Raw genomic sequence first — 17057 nt, 5'->3', positions numbered from 1 at the left:
GGGTAACACATGTCTGTCGCCACCAAGACCTCCAAGGGCCTCCTCGGCACGAAGCTCGGCATGACCCAGGTGTGGGACGCCGACAACAAGCTCGTCCCGGTCACCGTCATCGAGATCAGCCCCAACGTCGTGACCCAGATCCGCACCGAGGCGAAGGACGGCTACTCGGCCGTCCAGATCGCCGCCGGCGCGATCGACCCGCGCAAGGTGAGCAAGCCCGCCGCCGGTCACTTCGACGCCGCGGGAGTCACCCCCCGCCGCCACCTCACCGAGGTCCGCACCGCCGACGCCGCCGAGTACTCGGCCGGCCAGGAGCTGACCGTCGACGCCGTCTTCGAGGCCGGCACCAAGGTCGACGTCGTCGGCACCAGCAAGGGCAAGGGCTTCGCCGGTGTCATGAAGCGTCACAACTTCAAGGGCGTCTCGGCTTCGCACGGTTCGCACCGCAACCACCGCAAGCCCGGCTCCATCGGAGCCTCCTCGACCCCCAGCCGTGTCTTCAAGGGCATGCGCATGGCCGGTCGCATGGGTGGCGAGCGCGTCACCGTGCTCAACCTCAAGGTGCACTCCGTCGACGCCGAGAAGGGCCTGCTGCTCGTCAAGGGCGCCGTCCCCGGTGCGCGCGGTCGCCTCGTGTTCGTTCGCAACGCCGTGAAGGGAGCGTAGTTCCATGGCTACCTCTATCGACATCGTCGACGTCAAGGGCCAGAAGGCGAGCTCGTTCGAGCTCCCCGCCGAGCTGTTCGACGTCCAGACCAACATCCCCCTCATCCACCAGGTCGTCGTGGCCCAGCTCGCCGCGGCGCGCCAGGGAACCCACAAGACGAAGAACCGTGGCGAGGTCTCCGGAGCCGGCCGCAAGCCGTTCAAGCAGAAGGGAACCGGTCGCGCTCGTCAGGGCTCGATCCGCGCCCCGCACATGACCGGTGGTGGCGTCGTCCACGGACCGACCCCCCGCAGCTACGCGCAGCGCACCCCCAAGAAGATGATCGCCGCTGCTCTGCTCGGCGCTCTCTCCGACCGCGCCCGCGGCGGCCGCATCCACGCGGTCGAGACCCTCGCCCTGGGCGAGACCCCGAAGACCAAGGACGTCCTCGTCCTCCTCGACGCCCTCTCGGTGTCGCGGAACGTCCTCGTGGTCCTCGAGCGCGACGACTTCATCGCCGAGCTCTCCCTCCGCAACGTGCCGTTCGTGCACATCCTGCCGTTCGACCAGCTCAACGCGTACGACGTGCTCGTCTCGGACGACATCGTCTTCTCGCAGGCTGCTCTCGAGGGCTTCGTCGCCCTCAAGACCGGCGTCGAGTCCAAGAAGGAAGAGGTGAACGCATGAGCCAGTCCGCCGCGTTCAACAAGGACCCCCGCGACGTGATCATCTCCCCGGTGGTCTCGGAGAAGTCCTACGGCCTGATCGACCAGGGCAAGTACACCTTCGTGGTGGACCCCCGCTCGAACAAGACCGAGATCAAGCTCGCCATCGAGAAGATCTTCGGAGTCGAGGTCGCGTCGATCAACACGCTGAACCGCCAGGGCAAGACCCGTCGGACCAAGTTCGGCACCGGCAAGCGCAAGGACACCAAGCGCGCGATCGTGACGCTGAAGTCCGGCTCCATCGACATCTTCACGAACGTCGGCTGAGCCGAAGAAGCGTAGAGGAAACAGACAATGGCTATTCGTAAGTACAAGCCCACGACCCCTGGTCGCCGCGGCTCCAGCGTTGCCGACTTCGCCGAGATCACCCGCTCGACGCCCGAGAAGTCGCTCCTTCGCCCGCTGTCCAAGACCGGTGGCCGCAACAACTCCGGCCGCATCACGACGCGTCACATCGGTGGTGGCCACAAGCGCCAGTACCGTCTGATCGACTTCCGTCGCAACGACAAGGACGGCGTCAACGCCAAGGTCGCTCACATCGAGTACGACCCCAACCGCACGGCGCGCATCGCGCTGCTCCACTTCGTGGACGGCACCAAGCGCTACATCCTGGCCCCGAACAAGCTCTCGCAGGGCGACATCGTGGAGTCCGGCGCCGGCGCCGACATCAAGCCCGGCAACAACCTGCCGCTGCGCAACATCCCGACCGGTACGGTCATCCACGCCATCGAGATCAAGCCCGGTGGGGGAGCGAAGCTCGCCCGCTCGGCCGGCACCTCGGTCCGCCTCGTCGCCAAGGACGGCCCCTACGCGCAGCTCCGCCTGCCGTCGGGCGAGATCCGCAACGTCGATGCGCGCTGCCGCGCCACGATCGGCGAGGTCGGCAACGCCGAGCAGTCGAACATCAACTGGGGCAAGGCCGGCCGCATGCGCTGGAAGGGCGTCCGCCCGACCGTCCGCGGTGTCGCGATGAACCCGGTCGACCACCCGCACGGTGGTGGAGAGGGCAAGACCTCCGGTGGACGCCACCCGGTCAGCCCCTGGGGACAGTCCGAGGGACGCACCCGTCGCCCCAACAAGGAGAGCGACAAGCTCATCGTCCGCCGCCGCACCGCCGGTAAGAAGCGCAAGTAGGAGTTGTAGAAGATGCCTCGCAGTCTCAAGAAGGGCCCCTTCGTTGACGACCACCTGCTCCGCAAGGTGTTCACGGCCAACGAAGCCGGCAACAAGAACGTCATCAAGACCTGGTCGCGCCGTTCGATGATCATCCCGGCGATGCTGGGTCACACCATCGCGGTCCACGACGGTCGCAAGCACATCCCCGTGTTCGTGACCGAGACCATGGTCGGCCACAAGCTCGGCGAGTTCGCCCCCACTCGGACCTTCCGCGGTCACGAGAAGGACGACAAGAAGGGCCGTCGCCGCTAAGCGGCGACGAGAAGGAGGAGAGAAATGGTGGAGTCGATCGCACGCGTGCGACACATCCGCGTCACCCCCCAGAAGGCTCGCCGTGTCGTGAACCTGATCCGCGGGAAGCAGGCTCAGGAGGCACTGGCCATCCTGAAGTTCGCGCCCCAGGGCGCGTCCGAGCCCGTGTACAAGCTCGTCGCCTCGGCGATGGCCAACGCTCGTGTCAAGGCCGATGCCTCGAACGAGTACCTCGACGACCAGGACCTGTTCGTGTCCCGCGCCTTCGTCGATGAGGGAACCACCCTCAAGCGATTCCAGCCCCGTGCTCAGGGTCGTGCCTTCCGCATCAACAAGCGCACCAGCCACATCACCGTCGTGCTGGCCACTCCTGAGGAGGGGACCAAGTAATGGGTCAGAAAGTAAACCCCTACGGTTTCCGTCTGGGAATCACCACCGACCACGTGTCGCGCTGGTTCTCCGACAGCACCAAGAAGGGCCAGCGGTACAGCGACTACCTCGCCGAGGACGTCAAGATCCGTCGCCTGCTCGCCACGCAGCTCGACCGTGCGGGCGTCGCTCGCATCGAGATCGAGCGCACCCGTGACCGCGTCCGCGTCGACATCCACACCGCCCGCCCGGGCATCGTGATCGGTCGTCGCGGCGCCGAGGCCGAGCGCATCCGCGCCGACCTCGAGAAGCTCACCGGCAAGCAGATCCAGCTCAACATCCTCGAGGTCAAGAACCCCGAGGCCGAGGCCCAGCTCGTCGCGCAGGGCATCGCCGAGCAGCTCTCCGCCCGCGTGGCCTTCCGCCGCGCGATGCGCAAGGGTCTGCAGGGCGCGCAGCGCGCCGGCGCCAAGGGCGTCCGCATCCAGGTCTCCGGCCGCCTCGGCGGCGCCGAGATGAGCCGCTCGGAGTTCTACCGCGAAGGCCGTGTGCCGCTGCACACCCTCCGCGCGAACATCGACTACGGCTTCTACGAGGCCAAGACCACCTTCGGCCGCATCGGCGTGAAGGTCTGGATCTACAAGGGCGACATCACGAACAAGGAGCTCGCGCGGGAGCAGGCGAACAGCAAGTCGTCGCGCCCCGAGCGCAGCGACCGTCCGCGTCGCGCCCCCCGCCAGCAGGGCGAGGCGCCCGTCGCAGCAGGAGTTGAGGCATAACCATGTTGATTCCCCGTCGAGTCAAGCACCGCAAGCAGCACCACCCCGGCCGTTCGGGCCAGGCCACCGGTGGCACCAAGGTGTCGTTCGGTGACTTCGGTATCCAGGCGCTCACGCCGGCCTACGTGACCAACCGTCAGATCGAGTCCGCTCGTATCGCCATGACGCGTCACATCAAGCGCGGTGGAAAGGTGTGGATCAACATCTACCCCGACCGCCCGCTGACCAAGAAGCCCGCCGAGACCCGCATGGGCTCCGGCAAGGGCTCGCCCGAGTGGTGGGTCGCCAACGTCAAGCCGGGTCGGGTCCTCTTCGAGGTCGCCGGCGTCGAGGAGAAGCTCGCTCGCGAAGCTATGACTCGTGCCATCCACAAGCTGCCCCTGAAGGCACGCATCATCAAGCGCGAGGAGGGAGACGCGTAATGGCGATCGGATCCAAGGAGCTCGCCCCCGCCGAGCTCGACACCTTCGAGGACGAGCGTCTCGTCACCGAGCTGAAGAAGGCCAAGGAGGAGCTGTTCAACCTCCGCTTCCAGTCGGCCACCGGACAGCTCGACACCAACGGCCGCCTGCGTGCGGTCAAGCGCGACATCGCCCGCATCTACACGGTCATCCGTGAGCGCGAGCTGGGCATCCGCGCGACCCCCGCACCCGTCGAGGCCCCGGCCAAGGCGGAGAAGAAGCCGAAGACCACCAAGAAGGCCGCCAAGGCCGAGGTCGCGGCGACCGAGTCGAATGAGGAGGCCAAGTAATGGCAACGGCCAATGAGACCGCCGGCCACGAGTCGGCCGCCCACGACGTCAAGGAGGCGGGCACTCGCGGATACCGCAAGACCCGCCGCGGATACGTCACCAGCGACAAGATGGACAAGACCATCGTCGTCGAGGTCGAGGACCGCGTGAAGCACCCGCTCTACGGCAAGGTCATCCGCCGCACGTCCAAGGTGAAGGTTCACGACGAGCTGAACTCCGCGGGCATCGGCGACCTCGTCGTCATCAGCGAGACCCGTCCCCTCAGCGCCACGAAGCGCTGGCGCCTGGTCGAGATCCTCGAGAAGGCCAAGTAGGCCGCGGCCTACTTGAGTTAGCAGGAGAGAGACATGCTTCAGCAAGAATCCCGAGTGAAGGTCGCCGACAACACCGGCGCCAAGGAACTCCTCACCATCCGCGTGCTCGGCGGCTCCGGCCGCCGGTACGCCGGACTCGGTGACATCATCGTCGCCACCGTCAAGGACGCGATCCCCGGTGGCAACGTCAAGAAGGGCGACGTCGTCAAGGCGGTCATCGTCCGCACCGTCAAGCAGACCCGTCGTCCCGACGGCTCGTACATCAAGTTCGACGAGAACGCCGCCGTCATCCTCAAGAACGACGGGGACCCCCGCGGCACCCGCATCTTCGGACCGGTCGGTCGCGAGCTCCGCGACAAGAAGTTCATGAAGATCGTCTCGCTGGCACCGGAGGTTATCTAGTCATGGCCAAGATCAAGAAGGGTGACCTCGTCCAGGTCATCTCGGGCGCTACCCAGGCCCGCGGCGGAGACCGCGGCAAGCAGGGCAAGGTTCTCGAGGTCCTGGTCGAGAAGAACCGTGTCGTCGTCGAGGGCGTGAACTTCGTCAAGAAGCACACCCGCGTCGGCCAGTCGCAGCGCGGCTCGAAGGAGGGTGGAATCGAGACCGTCGAGGCCTCGATCCACATCTCGAACATCGCGCTCGTCGACCCGAAGACCAAGAAGCCGACCCGGGTGGGGCACCGCAACGTGTCCGTCACCAAGGACGGCGTGACGAAGACCGTTCGCGTTCGCTACGCGAAGGCGTCGGGTGAGGAACTCTGATGACTGACACCACCGCACAGGCTGCGAAGGTTCAGCCGCGGCTCAAGGCCAAGTACCAGGCCGACATCGTCCCGGCGCTCAAGGAGCAGTTCGGGTTCGGCAACATCCACCAGGTCCCCGGCCTGGTCAAGGTGGTCGTGAACACCGGCGTCGGCGAGGCTGCTCGCGACGGCAAGATCATCGACGGCGCGATCAAGGACCTCACGGCCATCACCGGCCAGAAGCCCCAGGTCACCAAGGCCCGCAAGTCCATCGCGCAGTTCAAGCTGCGCGAGGGCCAGGCCATCGGCGCTCACGTCACCCTCCGGGGCGACCGCGCCTGGGAGTTCCTGGACCGCCTCGTCACGGTGGCGCTGCCGCGCATCCGCGACTTCCGCGGTCTGTCGGACCGCCAGTTCGACGGCCACGGCAACTACACCTTCGGCATCACGGAGCAGTCGATCTTCCACGAGATCGACCAGGACCGCATCGACCGCGTCCGCGGCTTCGATGTGACCGTCGTGACCACCGCGAAGACCGACGACGAGGGTCGCGCGCTGCTCAAGCAGCTCGGGTTCCCGTTCAAGTCGGCGGACAACGCGTAGCGAGAACCTCCGAGGTCGGGGGGTGGTGAGAACCGCCCCCCGACCTCGTTGCACGTCCGCGTGCAAGGACGGAGCCGCACTCCTCCGGGAGTCGCGGTGAGAACCGGCCCTCGACCGCCGGCCCTCGGCCATGTACCATGGCTCGTTGGCCTGCGCTCGCGCGGCCGCATGGGCGTCGACGTCGTCGACGCCGTCCCACACCACAGGTCGTCACTCTTGTAAAGGGTGCCGAAACCAGGCGAGAAAGGCACCATCAGCCATGACCATGACTGATCCGGTCGCAGATCTGCTGACCAGAATCCGTAACGCGAACTCCGCGCACCACGACTCCATCACCCTTCCGGGCTCGAAGCTCAAGGCGAACATCGCCGAGATCCTCCAGCGCGAGGGCTACATCGCCGACTGGAAGGTCGAGGAGGCGCGCGTCGGCACGACGCTCTCCATCTCCCTCAAGTACGGCCCGAACCGCGAGCGCTCGATCGCCGGCATCAAGCGGGTCTCGAAGCCGGGACTGCGCGTCTACGCGAAGTCCTCCGAGATCCCCACCGTGCTCGGCGGCCTCGGCGTCGCAATCCTGTCCACCTCGAGCGGTCTGCTGACCGACCGCCAGGCCGAGAAGAAGGGCGTGGGTGGGGAAGTCCTCGCCTACGTGTGGTAACCCCTCATGTCGCGTATTGGAAGACTCCCCATCGAGATCCCGGCGGGCGTCGACGTCTCCGTCGCCGGATCCGTCGTGACCGTCAAGGGCCCCAAGGGCGAGCTGACCGTCCCGGTCGCCAGCCCCATCCAGGTCTCCGTCGAGAACAGCCAGGTGCTGGTCTCGCGTCCCGATGACGAGCGCGAGTCGCGCTCGCTCCACGGCCTCACCCGGACGCTCATCGCGAACGACATCATCGGTGTCACGCAGGGCTACTCCAAGGGCCTCGAGGTCGTCGGCACCGGATACCGCGTCGTCGCCAAGGGCTCGGACATCGAGTTCGCGCTCGGCTTCTCGCACCCCGTCGTCGTCACCCCGCCTGCGGGCATCTCGTTCACGGTCGAGGGCAACAACAAGCTCACCGTGCACGGCATCTCGAAGCAGGCCGTCGGTGAGGTGGCCGCCAACATTCGTAAGATCCGCAAGCCCGAGCCCTACAAGGGCAAGGGCGTGCGCTACGCCGGCGAGGTCGTTCGCCGCAAGGCCGGAAAGAGCGGTAAGTAATCATGGGTCTCGGAACCAGAGGAAAGAGCAAGTCCGCCGCTCGCGGTCGTCGTCACGACCGCCTGCGCAAGAAGGTCGTCGGATCCGCCGAGCGCCCCCGCCTCGTCGTCAACCGCTCGGCCCGCCACGTCTTCGTGCAGATCGTCGACGACGCCCAGGGTCGTACCCTCGCGTCGGCGTCCACGCTCGAGGCCGATCTGCGCGTGTTCGAGGGTGACAAGACCGCCAAGGCCCGCAAGGTCGGCGCGCTCGTCGCCGAGCGCGCGAAGAACGCCGGTGTCGAGGCGGTCGTCTTCGACCGCGGAGGCAACAAGTACGCCGGTCGCGTCGCCGCGATCGCCGATGGAGCACGAGAGGCAGGGCTCAACCTGTGAGCGCCGCAGAGAACAAGGAACCCGAGGTCGCCGCTGTGTCGGAGGCCCCCGTCGAGACCGCTGCGTCCACGCAGCCGCAGCAGGAGGCTCGCGAGCCCCGCCGCGGCGGCCGTGACCGCAACCAGGGTGGCCGCGACCGCGGTGGCCGTGACGCCGAGAAGAGCCAGTTCCTCGAGCGCGTCGTGACCATCAACCGCGTGTCGAAGGTCGTCAAGGGCGGTCGTCGCTTCAGCTTCACCGCGCTCGTCGTCGTCGGCGACGGCAACGGACTGGTGGGCGTCGGCTACGGCAAGGCCCGCGAGGTCCCGACCGCCATCTCCAAGGGCGTCGAGGAGGCGAAGAAGAACTTCTTCCGCGTCCCGCGCGTCGGCTCGACCATCCCGCACCCCGTCCAGGGTGAGGCAGCGGCCGGTGTGGTGCTCCTGCGCCCCGCCGCCGCCGGTACCGGTGTCATCGCCGGTGGTCCCGTCCGCGCCGTGCTCGAGTGCGCCGGCATCCACGACGTCCTGAGCAAGTCGCTCGGCTCGTCGAACACCATCAACATCGTCCACGCGACCGTCGAGGCTCTTCAGCAGCTCGAGGAGCCGCGCGCCGTTGCCGCCCGTCGTGGTCTCGACTTCGACCAGGTCGCTCCGGCCCGTCTCGTCCGTGCCGAGGCCGATGCCCTCGCCGCCGCGTCCAGCGCGAAGGCAGGCAAGTGATGGCCCAGCTCAAGGTGACCCAGATCAAGTCGAAGATCAGCGAGAAGCAGTACCAGCGCGACACGCTGCGCTCGCTCGGTCTCAGGAAGATCGGTCAGAGCGTCGTCCGCGAGGACAACTCTCAGAACCGCGGATACGTGAAGACCGTCGCCCACCTGGTGAAGGTCGAGGAGATTGACTAATGGCTGACAAGAACCAGGCCGTCGCGCCGGAGTCGACGACTCCCGCGAAGACGTCCACGAAGGGCGCGGCCTCGGCCGACGCTCCGGCGACCAAGGAGCACGTGCTCAAGGTCCACCACCTCCGCCCGGCCACGGGTGCCAAGAAGGCCAAGACCCGCGTCGGTCGCGGTGAGGGCTCGAAGGGCAAGACCGCAGGTCGCGGCACCAAGGGCACCAAGGCCCGCTACACGGTGCGCATCGGCTTCGAGGGTGGGCAGATGCCTCTGCACATGCGCACCCCGAAGCTGCGCGGGTTCAAGAACCCGTTCCGCGTCGAGTACCAGGTCGTCAACCTCTCGGCTCTCGCCGACCTCTACCCTCAGGGCGGTGACGTCACCATCAGCGACCTCGTCGCGAAGGGTGCCGTTCGCAAGAACGAGAAGGTCAAGGTTCTCGGTGACGGGGACATTGCGGTTAAGCTGAACGTCGCGGTCGACAAGGTCTCCAGCTCTGCTGAGCAGAAGATCGTCGCCGCGGGCGGATCCATCAAGTAGCACCAGCAGCTTGTCGGTCGAGCTTGTCACGCCGACTCCCTCCGGGGAGCGCGTGGCAAGCTCGACCTGTATCCCGCACCAAGAACTGAGCAGGAGACCTTAGGTAGTGTTTGGCGCCGTTGCGCGGATCTTCCGCACCCCCGACCTCCGCCGCAAGATCGGCTTCACTCTCGCGATCGTGGCGATCTTCCGGCTGGGATCCTTCATCCCTGCTCCGTTCGTCGACTTCAGCGCCGTGCAGGCCTGCCTCGCCGGCAACCAGGGGACCTCAGGTCTCTACGAGCTCGTCAACCTCTTCAGCGGTGGAGCCCTGCTCCAGCTGTCGATCTTCGCGCTCGGCATCATGCCGTACATCACGGCCTCGATCATCGTGCAGCTGCTGCGCGTGGTCATCCCTCACTTCGAGACCCTCTACAAGGAGGGTCAGTCCGGTCAGGGCAAGCTGACGCAGTACACGCGCTATCTCACGATCGCGCTGGGCGTCCTGCAGTCCACCACCCTGATCACGGTCGCGCGCTCCGGCGCCCTCTTCGGATCCTCGGGCGTGCCCGAGTGCTCGCAGCTGATCACGACCGACGCCTGGTACTCGATCCTGCTCATGGTCATCACCATGACGGCCGGCACCGGCATCATCATGTGGATGGGCGAGCTCATCACCGAGCGCGGCATCGGCAACGGCATGTCGCTCCTGATCTTCACCTCGATCGCGGCGCAGTTCCCCACCTCCCTCTGGTCGATCGCCCAGTCGCGCGGCTTCGAGACGTTCCTCCTCGTCCTGGGCGTGGGCCTCCTGCTCGTCGTCGCCGTGGTCTTCGTCGAGCAGTCGCAGCGCCGCGTCCCCGTGCAGTACGCCAAGCGGATGGTGGGTCGCCGCACGTACGGCGGCAACAACACCTACATCCCGATCAAGGTGAACATGGCCGGCGTCGTGCCCGTCATCTTCGCGTCGTCGCTGCTGTACCTGCCCGCTCTGATCGCGCAGTTCAACCAGCCCGCGGCCGGCCAGGAGGCGCCCGCCTGGGTGACCTGGATCACCAACTACCTCACGCAGGGCGACCACCCGCTCTACATGGCGCTCTACTTCCTGCTGATCGTCGGCTTCACGTACTTCTACGTGGCCATCACGTTCAACCCGGACGAGGTCGCCGACAACATGAAGCGCTACGGCGGCTTCATCCCCGGCATCCGCGCGGGCCGCCCCACCGCCGAGTACCTCAACTACGTGCTCACCCGCGTCACGCTCCCCGGATCGATCTACCTCGGCCTGATCGCCCTGGTGCCCCTGGTCGCCCTCGCGCTGGTCGGCGCCAACCAGAACTTCCCGTTCGGCGGCACGTCCATCCTGATCATCGTCGGAGTCGGACTGGAGACCGTGAAGCAGATCGACTCGCAGCTGCAGCAGCGCCACTACGAAGGGCTCCTCCGATGACCGCGACCCCGGTGGTGGGCTTCCGTCTCCTGCTGATCGGCCCTCCCGGCGCCGGCAAGGGCACGCAGGCCTCGCGTCTCTCCGAGATCCTGAGCGTCCCGGCCGTCTCGACCGGCGACATCTTCCGGATGAACGTGGCGAACGAGACCGAGCTGGGCCTGCAGGCCAAGGCGTTCCTCGACGCCGGCCGCTACGTGCCGGACGAGCTCACCAACGCGATCGTGCACGACCGCCTCCAGGAGGCGGACGTCAAGACGGGCTTCCTCCTCGACGGCTACCCGCGCACGACGGAGCAGGTCGACGAGCTCGATCGCATCCTCGCGGCGGACGGCAACAGCCTCGACGCCGTCGTGCAGCTGACCGCCGACACCGACGAGGTCGTCACGCGACTGCTGAAGCGCTCGCACGAGCAGGGCCGCAGCGACGACACCGAGGACGTCATCCGCCGTCGGCTCGCGCTGTACGAGGAGCAGACCGCTCCGCTCATCGACGTCTACGCCCGCCGCGGCCTCGTCGTCGTCGTCGACGGCCTCGGGCCCGTCGAGGAGGTCACGGATCGGATCGTCGTGGCCCTCGAGGGCCACCGGGTCGGCCGGCTGGTCGACGACCCGTCGGCCGCCTGACGCCGTGGGCTTCCGCTCCTCCCTGTACAAGACGCCCGCGCAGCTGCGGTCGATGCTGGCCCCGGGGCTCGCGACGGCCGCATCGCTCGACGCCGTGCGCGCCGCGATCCGTCCGGGCGTGACCACGCTCGAGCTGGACGCGATCGCCGAGGCCGCGATCATCGAGCGCGGCGGGCACTCGAACTTCAAGCTGGTGCCCGGCTACCGGCACACGGTGTGCGCGTCGGTGAACGACGAGGTCGTGCACGGCATCCCCGGTGGGCGCGTCCTCGCCGCCGGCGACATCGTCTCGATCGACAGCGGCGCCGAGATCGACGGCTGGAACGGCGACTCCGCGATGACCCTCGTGCTGCCGGACGACTCGCGCCCCGAGGAGGTCGCGGCGCGCGCCGAGCTGTCGCGCGTGACCGAGGGCTCGCTCTGGCGCGGCATCGCCGCCCTCGCCTCCGCCCGGCACCTCAACGAGGTCGGCGCGGCGATCGAGGAGTACATCGAGGACGAGGCCGAGAAGTCGGGCCGCGTCTACGGGATCCTGACCGACTACATCGGCCACGGCATCGGCCGCTCGATGCACGAGGCTCCGCCCGTCTTCAACTACCGGGTCCGCCAGCGCGGACCCGAGGTGAAGCCCGGGCTCGTCGTCGCGATCGAGCCGATGGTGACGGCCGGCAGTGCCGAGACCGTCGTGCGCGAGGACGAGTGGACGGTCGCGACCGTCGACGGAAGCATGTCCGCGCACTGGGAGCACTCGGTCGCGGTGCACCGCGACGGGATCTGGGTGACGACGCTGGCCGACGGCGGGGCGGCGGGGCTCGCACCGTACGGGATCGTGCCTGCGCCGATCGCGTGAGGGCGGTGCGAGCAGGGCACCACCCGGTGGTCGAGTAGCCGCGCAGCGGCGTATCGAGACCGCCCGACGATCCGCTGCACCCGACCGCCGGGAGCGGTGGATCTCGATACGCGCTCTGCGAGCGCTACTCGATCAGCAGGCGCGCTCGGCGAGCGCTACTCGATCAGCAGGGGGAGACGCGTCCCGGTATCGACGAGGCTCAGCACTCAGCTGTCGAAGACCCGTACGAGTTCTTCGATGAAGGCGCCGAAGTCGGTGGAGCGGCGGATCAGCCGCTGGACCTCCGCGCGCTCCGAGAAGACCTCGACGAACTGGTCGAAGACCGACTGGAAGGTGCTGCGGCCGGCCGACGCGAACGCGATCATCGCGATGACGTTCACCCGCTGCTCGCCCCACTCCATCGGCACGTCGTTCACCACGATCGCGATCGAGGTGCGCCGCGCGCTCATCGCCATCGCGTGCGGCACAGCGAGGTTGTCGGTGAAGGCCGTGGAGCTCATCCGCTCACGCTCGATCGCACCGGCGACGTAGTCGTCGTCGATGATGCCCTGCGCGATCATCCGCTCGCCCAGGAGGCGGATCATGGCGGACTCGTCCCGCGCGTGCAGATTGCGGAAGAAGAGCGACTCGTCGAAGAACTGGAGCAGCTCGTCCTTGATCTGCGCGCGGCGCCGGTGCCGACGGACCCGGGCGATCGCTCGCCGCACCGAGTCGACGTCGTGATCGGTGAGGAACGGCTGCACGACGACCACGTCGTCGGCGTACGGCCGCTCGTCGATCGTGGTGATCACCAGATCGGCGGTCAGGCGGTCCCAGTCGACGTCGCTCCGGGTGATCAGCGAGCGGACCTCGACCTCGGTGCCCAGCGAGCGCTCGACCCGGAGCCTCAGCATGTGCGCGAGGTCGTAGTAGTTGGGGCAGACGATGACGCAGGACAGCCGCTCCTCGCGGCGCGAGACCCGCTCGAGGAACGAGCCCACGTGCAGGGCGATGTACGCGATCTCGTCCTCGTTCACGAGGATGCCGCGGCGGCGCTGCAGTCCGGAGGCGAGGAAGACCGCGATCTCGTACGTCATCGGGAAGCTGGTCTTGATGGAGCGGGTGAGCGGATTGCGGGAGTAGCCGCCCTCGGTCGCCCGGGCGATGAGGTTCCGGACGTGCAGGGCGAGGCGCACGATGAAACCCTCGTCGTCGAGGTCCACCAGGTACTCGCGGTTCACCTCGGCGACCAGGGCCCGCACGACGGCGAGGTCCTCGGGATCGACGTAGTTCTCGACGACGGCGGCGACCGGCTCGTTCTGCCCCGGAGTCGCGACGCGGGTGGTCATCAGGATCGCGAGCTGGGCGAGCTCGGCGTCCGTGAGCCGCGTCGCGTAGTGGCGCTCGACCAGCTCGGCCAGCAGTGCGGCGAGCTCGCCGTGCAGGGCGGGGGAGGGGTGCTGCGTCGACGAGTCCCCGATGCCGCGCGAGACGCGGTCGACGGCGATGGCGATGTGCAGCAGGACGCTGTTCACCCCGTAGTCGTTGATGTAGTAGCCGCGCTCCTCGAGCGCGCCCAGCAGCTCGGTCTTGAACGCGCCCAGGCCGGGGGAGGCGAACTCCCGCTGCACGTCGTCGAGGGTGAAGACGCCCTGGGCGCTCTCGTCCCGGAACATGCGCGAGATCAGACGGCGGCGCGCCTCCTCGCTGCCCTCGAGCCGCACGGTCGCGCCGCGGCGGGCGAGGGAGAGGCCCGCTTCGTCGGCGAGGGACTTCACCCGCCGCAGGTCCGCCTCCACCGTCGACTCGCTCACGGCGAGGTCCTCGGCGAGGGCGACGACGTCGAGTCCGTCGTCGGAGTCGACCAGCCGGCGGACGAGGCCGTACAGCCGGTCGCGGGGGGTGTCCGGTTCGACGTCGCGGCTGCGCTGGGCATCGAGGAACGCGGCGTAGGCGTCGCGCGCCAGCCGGTAGCCGTTGGCGGAGGACTCGACGGGTTCGAGCGGTGCGGCCTGCGTCTTGATCGCGGTGACGTAGCTGCGCACGCTCCGAGTGGTCACTCCGAGTCGATCGGCGAGCTCGTGCGCGGTCACCCACCCGTCCGCGCGGGAGAGGTACTCCAGCAGGCGTTCGCGGTTGTCAGGCATCCAGGGGGCTCCAGGCGCGAAGGGGGATCCCGCGGGGAGCGTGCGCCCCGCCGCGGGCCCGCTCGTCGCGAGGTCGGCGAGTCGTCGGTCCCCGCAGTCAACCATCTCGGAGTCGGGCCGGGAAATCCCCGCGCCGTCGGCGTGGAAGCGCTCTTCCGGCCCCGCGGAAGATTGCCTGCGGCAGCCCCGCCCGCGCGGGAGGGATGCTTCACTGAAGGACGACACGGGCGCGAGGAGGCGATCGTATGCGGAAGATCCTGATCGTCTGCGGTGCAGGGGCGTCGAGCACGTTCCTGGCGCACCGCCTGCGGGCGGGTGCGAAGGAGCGGGGCGTGGACGCCTCGTTCCGCTCCGAGACCCTCTCCGGTCTGGCGGACTCCCTCCCGGAGGCCGACGTCCTCCTGGTCGGGCCGCATCTCGAGTCGCAGTTCGACGGACTCCGCCACCAGGCGGAGGCGGTCGGAGTCGCGGCCGCCCTCCTCCCGCACGACGTCTTCGGAGTGCACGGTGCCGACACCGTGCTCGACACCCTGCCCGTCCTCTTCGCCGCTCGCGCGGTCGTCGCAGGAGCGGACGGGGATCCCTCCGGACGACCCGCACCGGGCACCGAGCCCGGAGCAGGCCACCACTGACGCAGCCCCGGCTGCAGATCCAAGGAGAAACGTTCATGGTCGAGCGCACTGTTCAGGTCGCATCGTCGAAGGGCCTCCACGCCCGCCCCGCCTCGCTCTTCAGCCAGGCCGCGGCGAAGTCGGGCCAGAAGGTCCTCGTCAAGAAGGGCGACGCCACCGCGGTCAACGCCGCGTCGATCCTCGGCATCATCTCGCTCGGCATCGAGCACGGCGACGACCTCACCCTCACCGTCGAGGGCGACAACGAGCAGGCCGTCCTCGACGAGCTCGCGACGTTCCTCTCGACGGATCACGACGCCTAGGTCCGCAGACCGCGACGGCGCCCGCGACGCATCGCGTCGCGCAAGGCGGCAGCCCCGGCGCACACGGCGCCGGTAGCCGCGGACGACCGCGGGACGCGACGGCGGCCCTCACTGGGCCGCATCAGCCCTCTCCGGACTCGGGTCTCCGACGCTTCTCCTCCAAGCGGGCGATTCCCGCCGGCCCCCCACTCGATCACCCCCCGCTCTCTCACCGACGAGAGCACGACAGGAACCGAGCACTCATGACGCTGTCCACTCCTTCGACCGCCTACGCCTCCGCGAAGCTCCAGGGCACCGGAGTCGGCCGCGGGCTCGCCCTCGGCCCCGTGCTGCGCATGCCCGAGCCGCTCCCCGAGCCCGAGGACGTGGCGAGCACGCGCACACCCGTGCAGGAGGAGGAGCGCGCAGTGTCGTCGCTGTCGGCGACCGCCGCGACGATCCGCCATCGCGGGGAGCGCGCCGGGGGCTCCGCGAAGGACGTCCTGGACGCGCAGGCGCTGATGGCCGAGGACCCGTCGCTCGCCGACGACGTCAAGGCGCGCATCGCGAACGGCAAGACGGCCGAGCGGGCCGTGCACGAGGCCTTCGCCGGGTTCCGCGACCTCCTGGTCGCGATGGGCGGGTACATGGCCGAGCGCGCGACGGACCTCGACGACGTCTCGCAGCGCGTCGTGGCGCACCTGCGCGGCGTCGCGGCGCCGGGCGTGCCCGAGTCGGACGAGCCGTTCGTGCTGGTCGCCCGCGACCTCGCGCCGGCCGACACGGCGCTGCTGGACCTCGACAAGGTCCTCGGCCTCGTCACCAGCGACGGCGGTCCGACCTCGCACACCGCGATCCTCGCCCGCGAGAAGTCGATCACCGCGATCGTCGGCACCACCGGTGCCCTCGACCTGCGCGACGGCCAGCTCGTGATCCTCGACGCCACCACCGGCGTCGTGACCGTGAACCCCTCGGACGTCGAGATCACGGAGGCGAAGGCCGCGATCACCGAGCGTGCCGAGCGCCTCGCCGCTCCCGTCGTCCCCGGCGCCCTGGCCGACGGCCACGCCGTGCCGCTGCTCGCGAACCTCGGCTCGGCCGACGGCGCGCAGGGCGCGGTCGAGCTGGGAGCGGAGGGCGTGGGCCTGTTCCGCACCGAGTTCCTCTTCCTCGACGCGAAGACCGCGCCGACCGTCGCCGAGCAGGCGGAGCAGTACACGCGACTGCTCGCCGCGTTCCCGGGGAAGAAGGTCGTCGTCCGGGCCCTCGACGCCGGCGCCGACAAGCCGCTGAGCTTCCTCAACGACGACCACGAGGAGAACCCGGCCCTGGGGCTCCGCGGGCTCCGCGCTCTGCGCGCCAGCGAGCAGATCCTCCGCGACCAGCTCACCGCCCTCGCGCAGGCCGACGCCGCGACCGACGCCGACCTCTGGGTCATGGCGCCGATGGTCGCGACGGTCGACGAGACCCGCTACTTCACCACGATGGCCCGCGAGCTCGGCATCCGCACCGCGGGCGTCATGGTCGAGGTGCCCTCCTCGGCCCTGCTCGCGGACCGGATCCTCGGAGTCGCGGACTTCGCGTCCATCGGCACCAACGACCTGACCCAGTACACCCTGGCGGCGGACCGGATGCTCGGCACCGTCTCCGCGTACCAGGACCCGTGGCACCCCGCCGTCCTCCGCCTCGTCGGCGAGGTCGGTCGTGCGGGCGCGGCGCTGTCCGTCGAGAGCGCGAGCTCGGCGAACCGCTTCGCGTCCTCGAG

At 68.6% G+C, this 17057-nt stretch carries 26 protein-coding genes; 25 read left to right on the top strand and 1 reads right to left on the bottom strand.

What is annotated here, in order from left to right; all coding sequences use genetic code 11:
- The first annotated feature begins 9 nt into the window (after positions 1–9).
- The 22 genes from rplC (at position 10) to map (ending at position 12253) form a co-directional block, all read left to right on the top strand.
- Positions 10–666 carry a 50S ribosomal protein L3 gene (rplC, locus tag NB037_RS04640; RefSeq protein WP_207403180.1) on the top strand — a complete coding sequence of 219 codons (657 nt, stop codon included), beginning with the start codon at positions 10–12 and terminating at the stop codon, positions 664–666.
- A gap of 4 nt (positions 667–670) precedes the next feature.
- On the top strand, positions 671–1333 hold the full coding sequence (rplD, locus tag NB037_RS04635; RefSeq protein WP_251944134.1) for a 50S ribosomal protein L4: 663 nt from the start codon (positions 671–673) through the stop codon (positions 1331–1333).
- Entirely contained in the window at positions 1330–1638 is a 309-nt protein-coding gene (rplW, locus tag NB037_RS04630) for a 50S ribosomal protein L23 (protein WP_055787071.1), read from the top strand. The genes rplD and rplW overlap by 4 nt, the downstream gene beginning before the upstream one ends.
- Before the next feature lie 27 nt (positions 1639–1665).
- Positions 1666–2505, top strand: a complete 840-nt coding sequence (gene rplB / locus NB037_RS04625; protein ID WP_055787074.1) for a 50S ribosomal protein L2 — start codon at positions 1666–1668, stop codon at positions 2503–2505.
- A 12-nt stretch (positions 2506–2517) separates the two neighbouring features.
- Entirely contained in the window at positions 2518–2799 is a 282-nt protein-coding gene (gene rpsS, locus NB037_RS04620; protein ID WP_055787078.1) for a 30S ribosomal protein S19, read from the top strand.
- 24 nt (positions 2800–2823) lie between these two features.
- On the top strand, positions 2824–3189 hold the full coding sequence (gene rplV, locus NB037_RS04615; protein WP_082480979.1) for a 50S ribosomal protein L22: 366 nt from the start codon (positions 2824–2826) through the stop codon (positions 3187–3189).
- Positions 3189–3947: a 30S ribosomal protein S3 gene (gene rpsC, locus NB037_RS04610; protein ID WP_055787081.1), complete on the top strand. Its 759-nt coding sequence runs from the start codon at positions 3189–3191 to the stop codon at positions 3945–3947. Before rplV ends, rpsC begins: the two co-directional genes overlap by 1 nt.
- Before the next feature lie 2 nt (positions 3948–3949).
- Positions 3950–4369, top strand: coding sequence for a 50S ribosomal protein L16 (gene rplP, locus NB037_RS04605; RefSeq protein ID WP_055787085.1), 420 nt, complete (start codon positions 3950–3952; stop codon positions 4367–4369).
- A complete protein-coding gene (gene rpmC, locus NB037_RS04600; protein ID WP_055787089.1) occupies positions 4369–4698 on the top strand; it encodes a 50S ribosomal protein L29 in 330 nt (109 codons plus the stop codon). The genes rplP and rpmC overlap by 1 nt, the downstream gene beginning before the upstream one ends.
- The gene (gene rpsQ, locus NB037_RS04595) at positions 4698–5012 is read left to right on the top strand and encodes a 30S ribosomal protein S17 (RefSeq protein ID WP_207403178.1); all 315 of its coding nucleotides are present in this window, start codon (positions 4698–4700) and stop codon (positions 5010–5012) included. Before rpmC ends, rpsQ begins: the two co-directional genes overlap by 1 nt.
- Before the next feature lie 33 nt (positions 5013–5045).
- On the top strand, positions 5046–5414 hold the full coding sequence (rplN, locus tag NB037_RS04590; RefSeq protein WP_055787095.1) for a 50S ribosomal protein L14: 369 nt from the start codon (positions 5046–5048) through the stop codon (positions 5412–5414).
- Positions 5415–5416: 2 nt separating this feature from the next.
- A complete protein-coding gene (gene rplX / locus NB037_RS04585) occupies positions 5417–5776 on the top strand; it encodes a 50S ribosomal protein L24 (protein WP_207403177.1) in 360 nt (119 codons plus the stop codon).
- Positions 5776–6360, top strand: a complete 585-nt coding sequence (gene rplE / locus NB037_RS04580; protein ID WP_207403176.1) for a 50S ribosomal protein L5 — start codon at positions 5776–5778, stop codon at positions 6358–6360. The genes rplX and rplE overlap by 1 nt, the downstream gene beginning before the upstream one ends.
- Before the next feature lie 259 nt (positions 6361–6619).
- Positions 6620–7018, top strand: a complete 399-nt coding sequence (gene rpsH / locus NB037_RS04575) for a 30S ribosomal protein S8 (protein ID WP_207403175.1) — start codon at positions 6620–6622, stop codon at positions 7016–7018.
- A 6-nt stretch (positions 7019–7024) separates the two neighbouring features.
- A complete protein-coding gene (gene rplF / locus NB037_RS04570; RefSeq protein ID WP_055787111.1) occupies positions 7025–7561 on the top strand; it encodes a 50S ribosomal protein L6 in 537 nt (178 codons plus the stop codon).
- Between the two features lie 2 nt (positions 7562–7563).
- Positions 7564–7935, top strand: a complete 372-nt coding sequence (rplR, locus tag NB037_RS04565) for a 50S ribosomal protein L18 (protein WP_207403174.1) — start codon at positions 7564–7566, stop codon at positions 7933–7935.
- The gene (gene rpsE / locus NB037_RS04560) at positions 7932–8636 is read left to right on the top strand and encodes a 30S ribosomal protein S5 (RefSeq protein ID WP_055787117.1); all 705 of its coding nucleotides are present in this window, start codon (positions 7932–7934) and stop codon (positions 8634–8636) included. Before rplR ends, rpsE begins: the two co-directional genes overlap by 4 nt.
- The gene (gene rpmD / locus NB037_RS04555; RefSeq protein WP_077221985.1) at positions 8636–8818 is read left to right on the top strand and encodes a 50S ribosomal protein L30; all 183 of its coding nucleotides are present in this window, start codon (positions 8636–8638) and stop codon (positions 8816–8818) included. Before rpsE ends, rpmD begins: the two co-directional genes overlap by 1 nt.
- Entirely contained in the window at positions 8818–9351 is a 534-nt protein-coding gene (rplO, locus tag NB037_RS04550) for a 50S ribosomal protein L15 (RefSeq protein ID WP_251944133.1), read from the top strand. The genes rpmD and rplO overlap by 1 nt, the downstream gene beginning before the upstream one ends.
- Before the next feature lie 106 nt (positions 9352–9457).
- Positions 9458–10780 carry a preprotein translocase subunit SecY gene (gene secY, locus NB037_RS04545; RefSeq protein ID WP_207403172.1) on the top strand — a complete coding sequence of 441 codons (1323 nt, stop codon included), beginning with the start codon at positions 9458–9460 and terminating at the stop codon, positions 10778–10780.
- Positions 10777–11403 carry an adenylate kinase gene (locus NB037_RS04540; protein WP_251944132.1) on the top strand — a complete coding sequence of 209 codons (627 nt, stop codon included), beginning with the start codon at positions 10777–10779 and terminating at the stop codon, positions 11401–11403. Before secY ends, NB037_RS04540 begins: the two co-directional genes overlap by 4 nt.
- 4 nt (positions 11404–11407) lie before the next feature.
- Positions 11408–12253: a type I methionyl aminopeptidase gene (map, locus tag NB037_RS04535; protein WP_251944131.1), complete on the top strand. Its 846-nt coding sequence runs from the start codon at positions 11408–11410 to the stop codon at positions 12251–12253.
- 206 nt (positions 12254–12459) lie between these two features.
- Here the strand turns inward: map and NB037_RS04530 are convergent, their stop codons facing one another.
- Positions 12460–14379: a BglG family transcription antiterminator gene (locus NB037_RS04530; protein ID WP_251944130.1), complete on the bottom strand. Its 1920-nt coding sequence runs from the start codon at positions 14377–14379 to the stop codon at positions 12460–12462.
- A gap of 245 nt (positions 14380–14624) precedes the next feature.
- Between NB037_RS04530 and NB037_RS04525 the strand changes: the two genes are divergently transcribed.
- The 3 genes from NB037_RS04525 to ptsP form a co-directional block, all read left to right on the top strand.
- Positions 14625–15011: a PTS sugar transporter subunit IIB gene (locus NB037_RS04525; RefSeq protein WP_251944129.1), complete on the top strand. Its 387-nt coding sequence runs from the start codon at positions 14625–14627 to the stop codon at positions 15009–15011.
- Positions 15012–15046: 35 nt separating this feature from the next.
- Positions 15047–15313 carry an HPr family phosphocarrier protein gene (locus NB037_RS04520; RefSeq protein ID WP_251944128.1) on the top strand — a complete coding sequence of 89 codons (267 nt, stop codon included), beginning with the start codon at positions 15047–15049 and terminating at the stop codon, positions 15311–15313.
- Positions 15314–15555: 242 nt separating this feature from the next.
- On the top strand, positions 15556–17057 hold a 1502-nt coding region (ptsP, locus tag NB037_RS04515; RefSeq protein WP_251944127.1), incomplete at its 3' end, for a phosphoenolpyruvate--protein phosphotransferase.

This window comes from Rathayibacter rubneri, assembly GCF_023743255.1.
GTDB lineage: Bacteria > Actinomycetota > Actinomycetes > Actinomycetales > Microbacteriaceae > Rathayibacter > Rathayibacter rubneri.
The sequence above is the reverse complement of the archived record's forward strand: the minus strand, read 5'-3'. Positions and strand labels throughout refer to the sequence as shown.

Excerpts from the sequence above, each read along its gene's own strand:
- rplC (WP_207403180.1), top strand. The coding sequence starts at position 10 with ATGTCTGTCGCCACCAAGACCTCCAAGGGCCTCCTCGGCACGAAGCTC.
- rplD (WP_251944134.1), top strand. The coding sequence starts at position 671 with ATGGCTACCTCTATCGACATCGTCGACGTCAAGGGCCAGAAGGCGAGC.
- rplW (WP_055787071.1), top strand. The coding sequence starts at position 1,330 with ATGAGCCAGTCCGCCGCGTTCAACAAGGACCCCCGCGACGTGATCATC.
- rplB (WP_055787074.1), top strand. The coding sequence starts at position 1,666 with ATGGCTATTCGTAAGTACAAGCCCACGACCCCTGGTCGCCGCGGCTCC.
- rpsS (WP_055787078.1), top strand. The coding sequence starts at position 2,518 with ATGCCTCGCAGTCTCAAGAAGGGCCCCTTCGTTGACGACCACCTGCTC.
- rplV (WP_082480979.1), top strand. The coding sequence starts at position 2,824 with ATGGTGGAGTCGATCGCACGCGTGCGACACATCCGCGTCACCCCCCAG.
- rpsC (WP_055787081.1), top strand. The coding sequence starts at position 3,189 with ATGGGTCAGAAAGTAAACCCCTACGGTTTCCGTCTGGGAATCACCACC.
- rplP (WP_055787085.1), top strand. The coding sequence starts at position 3,950 with ATGTTGATTCCCCGTCGAGTCAAGCACCGCAAGCAGCACCACCCCGGC.
- rpmC (WP_055787089.1), top strand. The coding sequence starts at position 4,369 with ATGGCGATCGGATCCAAGGAGCTCGCCCCCGCCGAGCTCGACACCTTC.
- rpsQ (WP_207403178.1), top strand. The coding sequence starts at position 4,698 with ATGGCAACGGCCAATGAGACCGCCGGCCACGAGTCGGCCGCCCACGAC.
- rplN (WP_055787095.1), top strand. The coding sequence starts at position 5,046 with ATGCTTCAGCAAGAATCCCGAGTGAAGGTCGCCGACAACACCGGCGCC.
- rplX (WP_207403177.1), top strand. The coding sequence starts at position 5,417 with ATGGCCAAGATCAAGAAGGGTGACCTCGTCCAGGTCATCTCGGGCGCT.
- rplE (WP_207403176.1), top strand. The coding sequence starts at position 5,776 with ATGACTGACACCACCGCACAGGCTGCGAAGGTTCAGCCGCGGCTCAAG.
- rpsH (WP_207403175.1), top strand. The coding sequence starts at position 6,620 with ATGACCATGACTGATCCGGTCGCAGATCTGCTGACCAGAATCCGTAAC.
- rplF (WP_055787111.1), top strand. The coding sequence starts at position 7,025 with ATGTCGCGTATTGGAAGACTCCCCATCGAGATCCCGGCGGGCGTCGAC.
- rplR (WP_207403174.1), top strand. The coding sequence starts at position 7,564 with ATGGGTCTCGGAACCAGAGGAAAGAGCAAGTCCGCCGCTCGCGGTCGT.
- rpmD (WP_077221985.1), top strand. The coding sequence starts at position 8,636 with ATGGCCCAGCTCAAGGTGACCCAGATCAAGTCGAAGATCAGCGAGAAG.
- rplO (WP_251944133.1), top strand. The coding sequence starts at position 8,818 with ATGGCTGACAAGAACCAGGCCGTCGCGCCGGAGTCGACGACTCCCGCG.
- NB037_RS04540 (WP_251944132.1), top strand. The coding sequence starts at position 10,777 with ATGACCGCGACCCCGGTGGTGGGCTTCCGTCTCCTGCTGATCGGCCCT.
- NB037_RS04530 (WP_251944130.1), bottom strand. The coding sequence starts at position 14,379 with ATGCCTGACAACCGCGAACGCCTGCTGGAGTACCTCTCCCGCGCGGAC.
- NB037_RS04525 (WP_251944129.1), top strand. The coding sequence starts at position 14,625 with ATGCGGAAGATCCTGATCGTCTGCGGTGCAGGGGCGTCGAGCACGTTC.
- NB037_RS04520 (WP_251944128.1), top strand. The coding sequence starts at position 15,047 with ATGGTCGAGCGCACTGTTCAGGTCGCATCGTCGAAGGGCCTCCACGCC.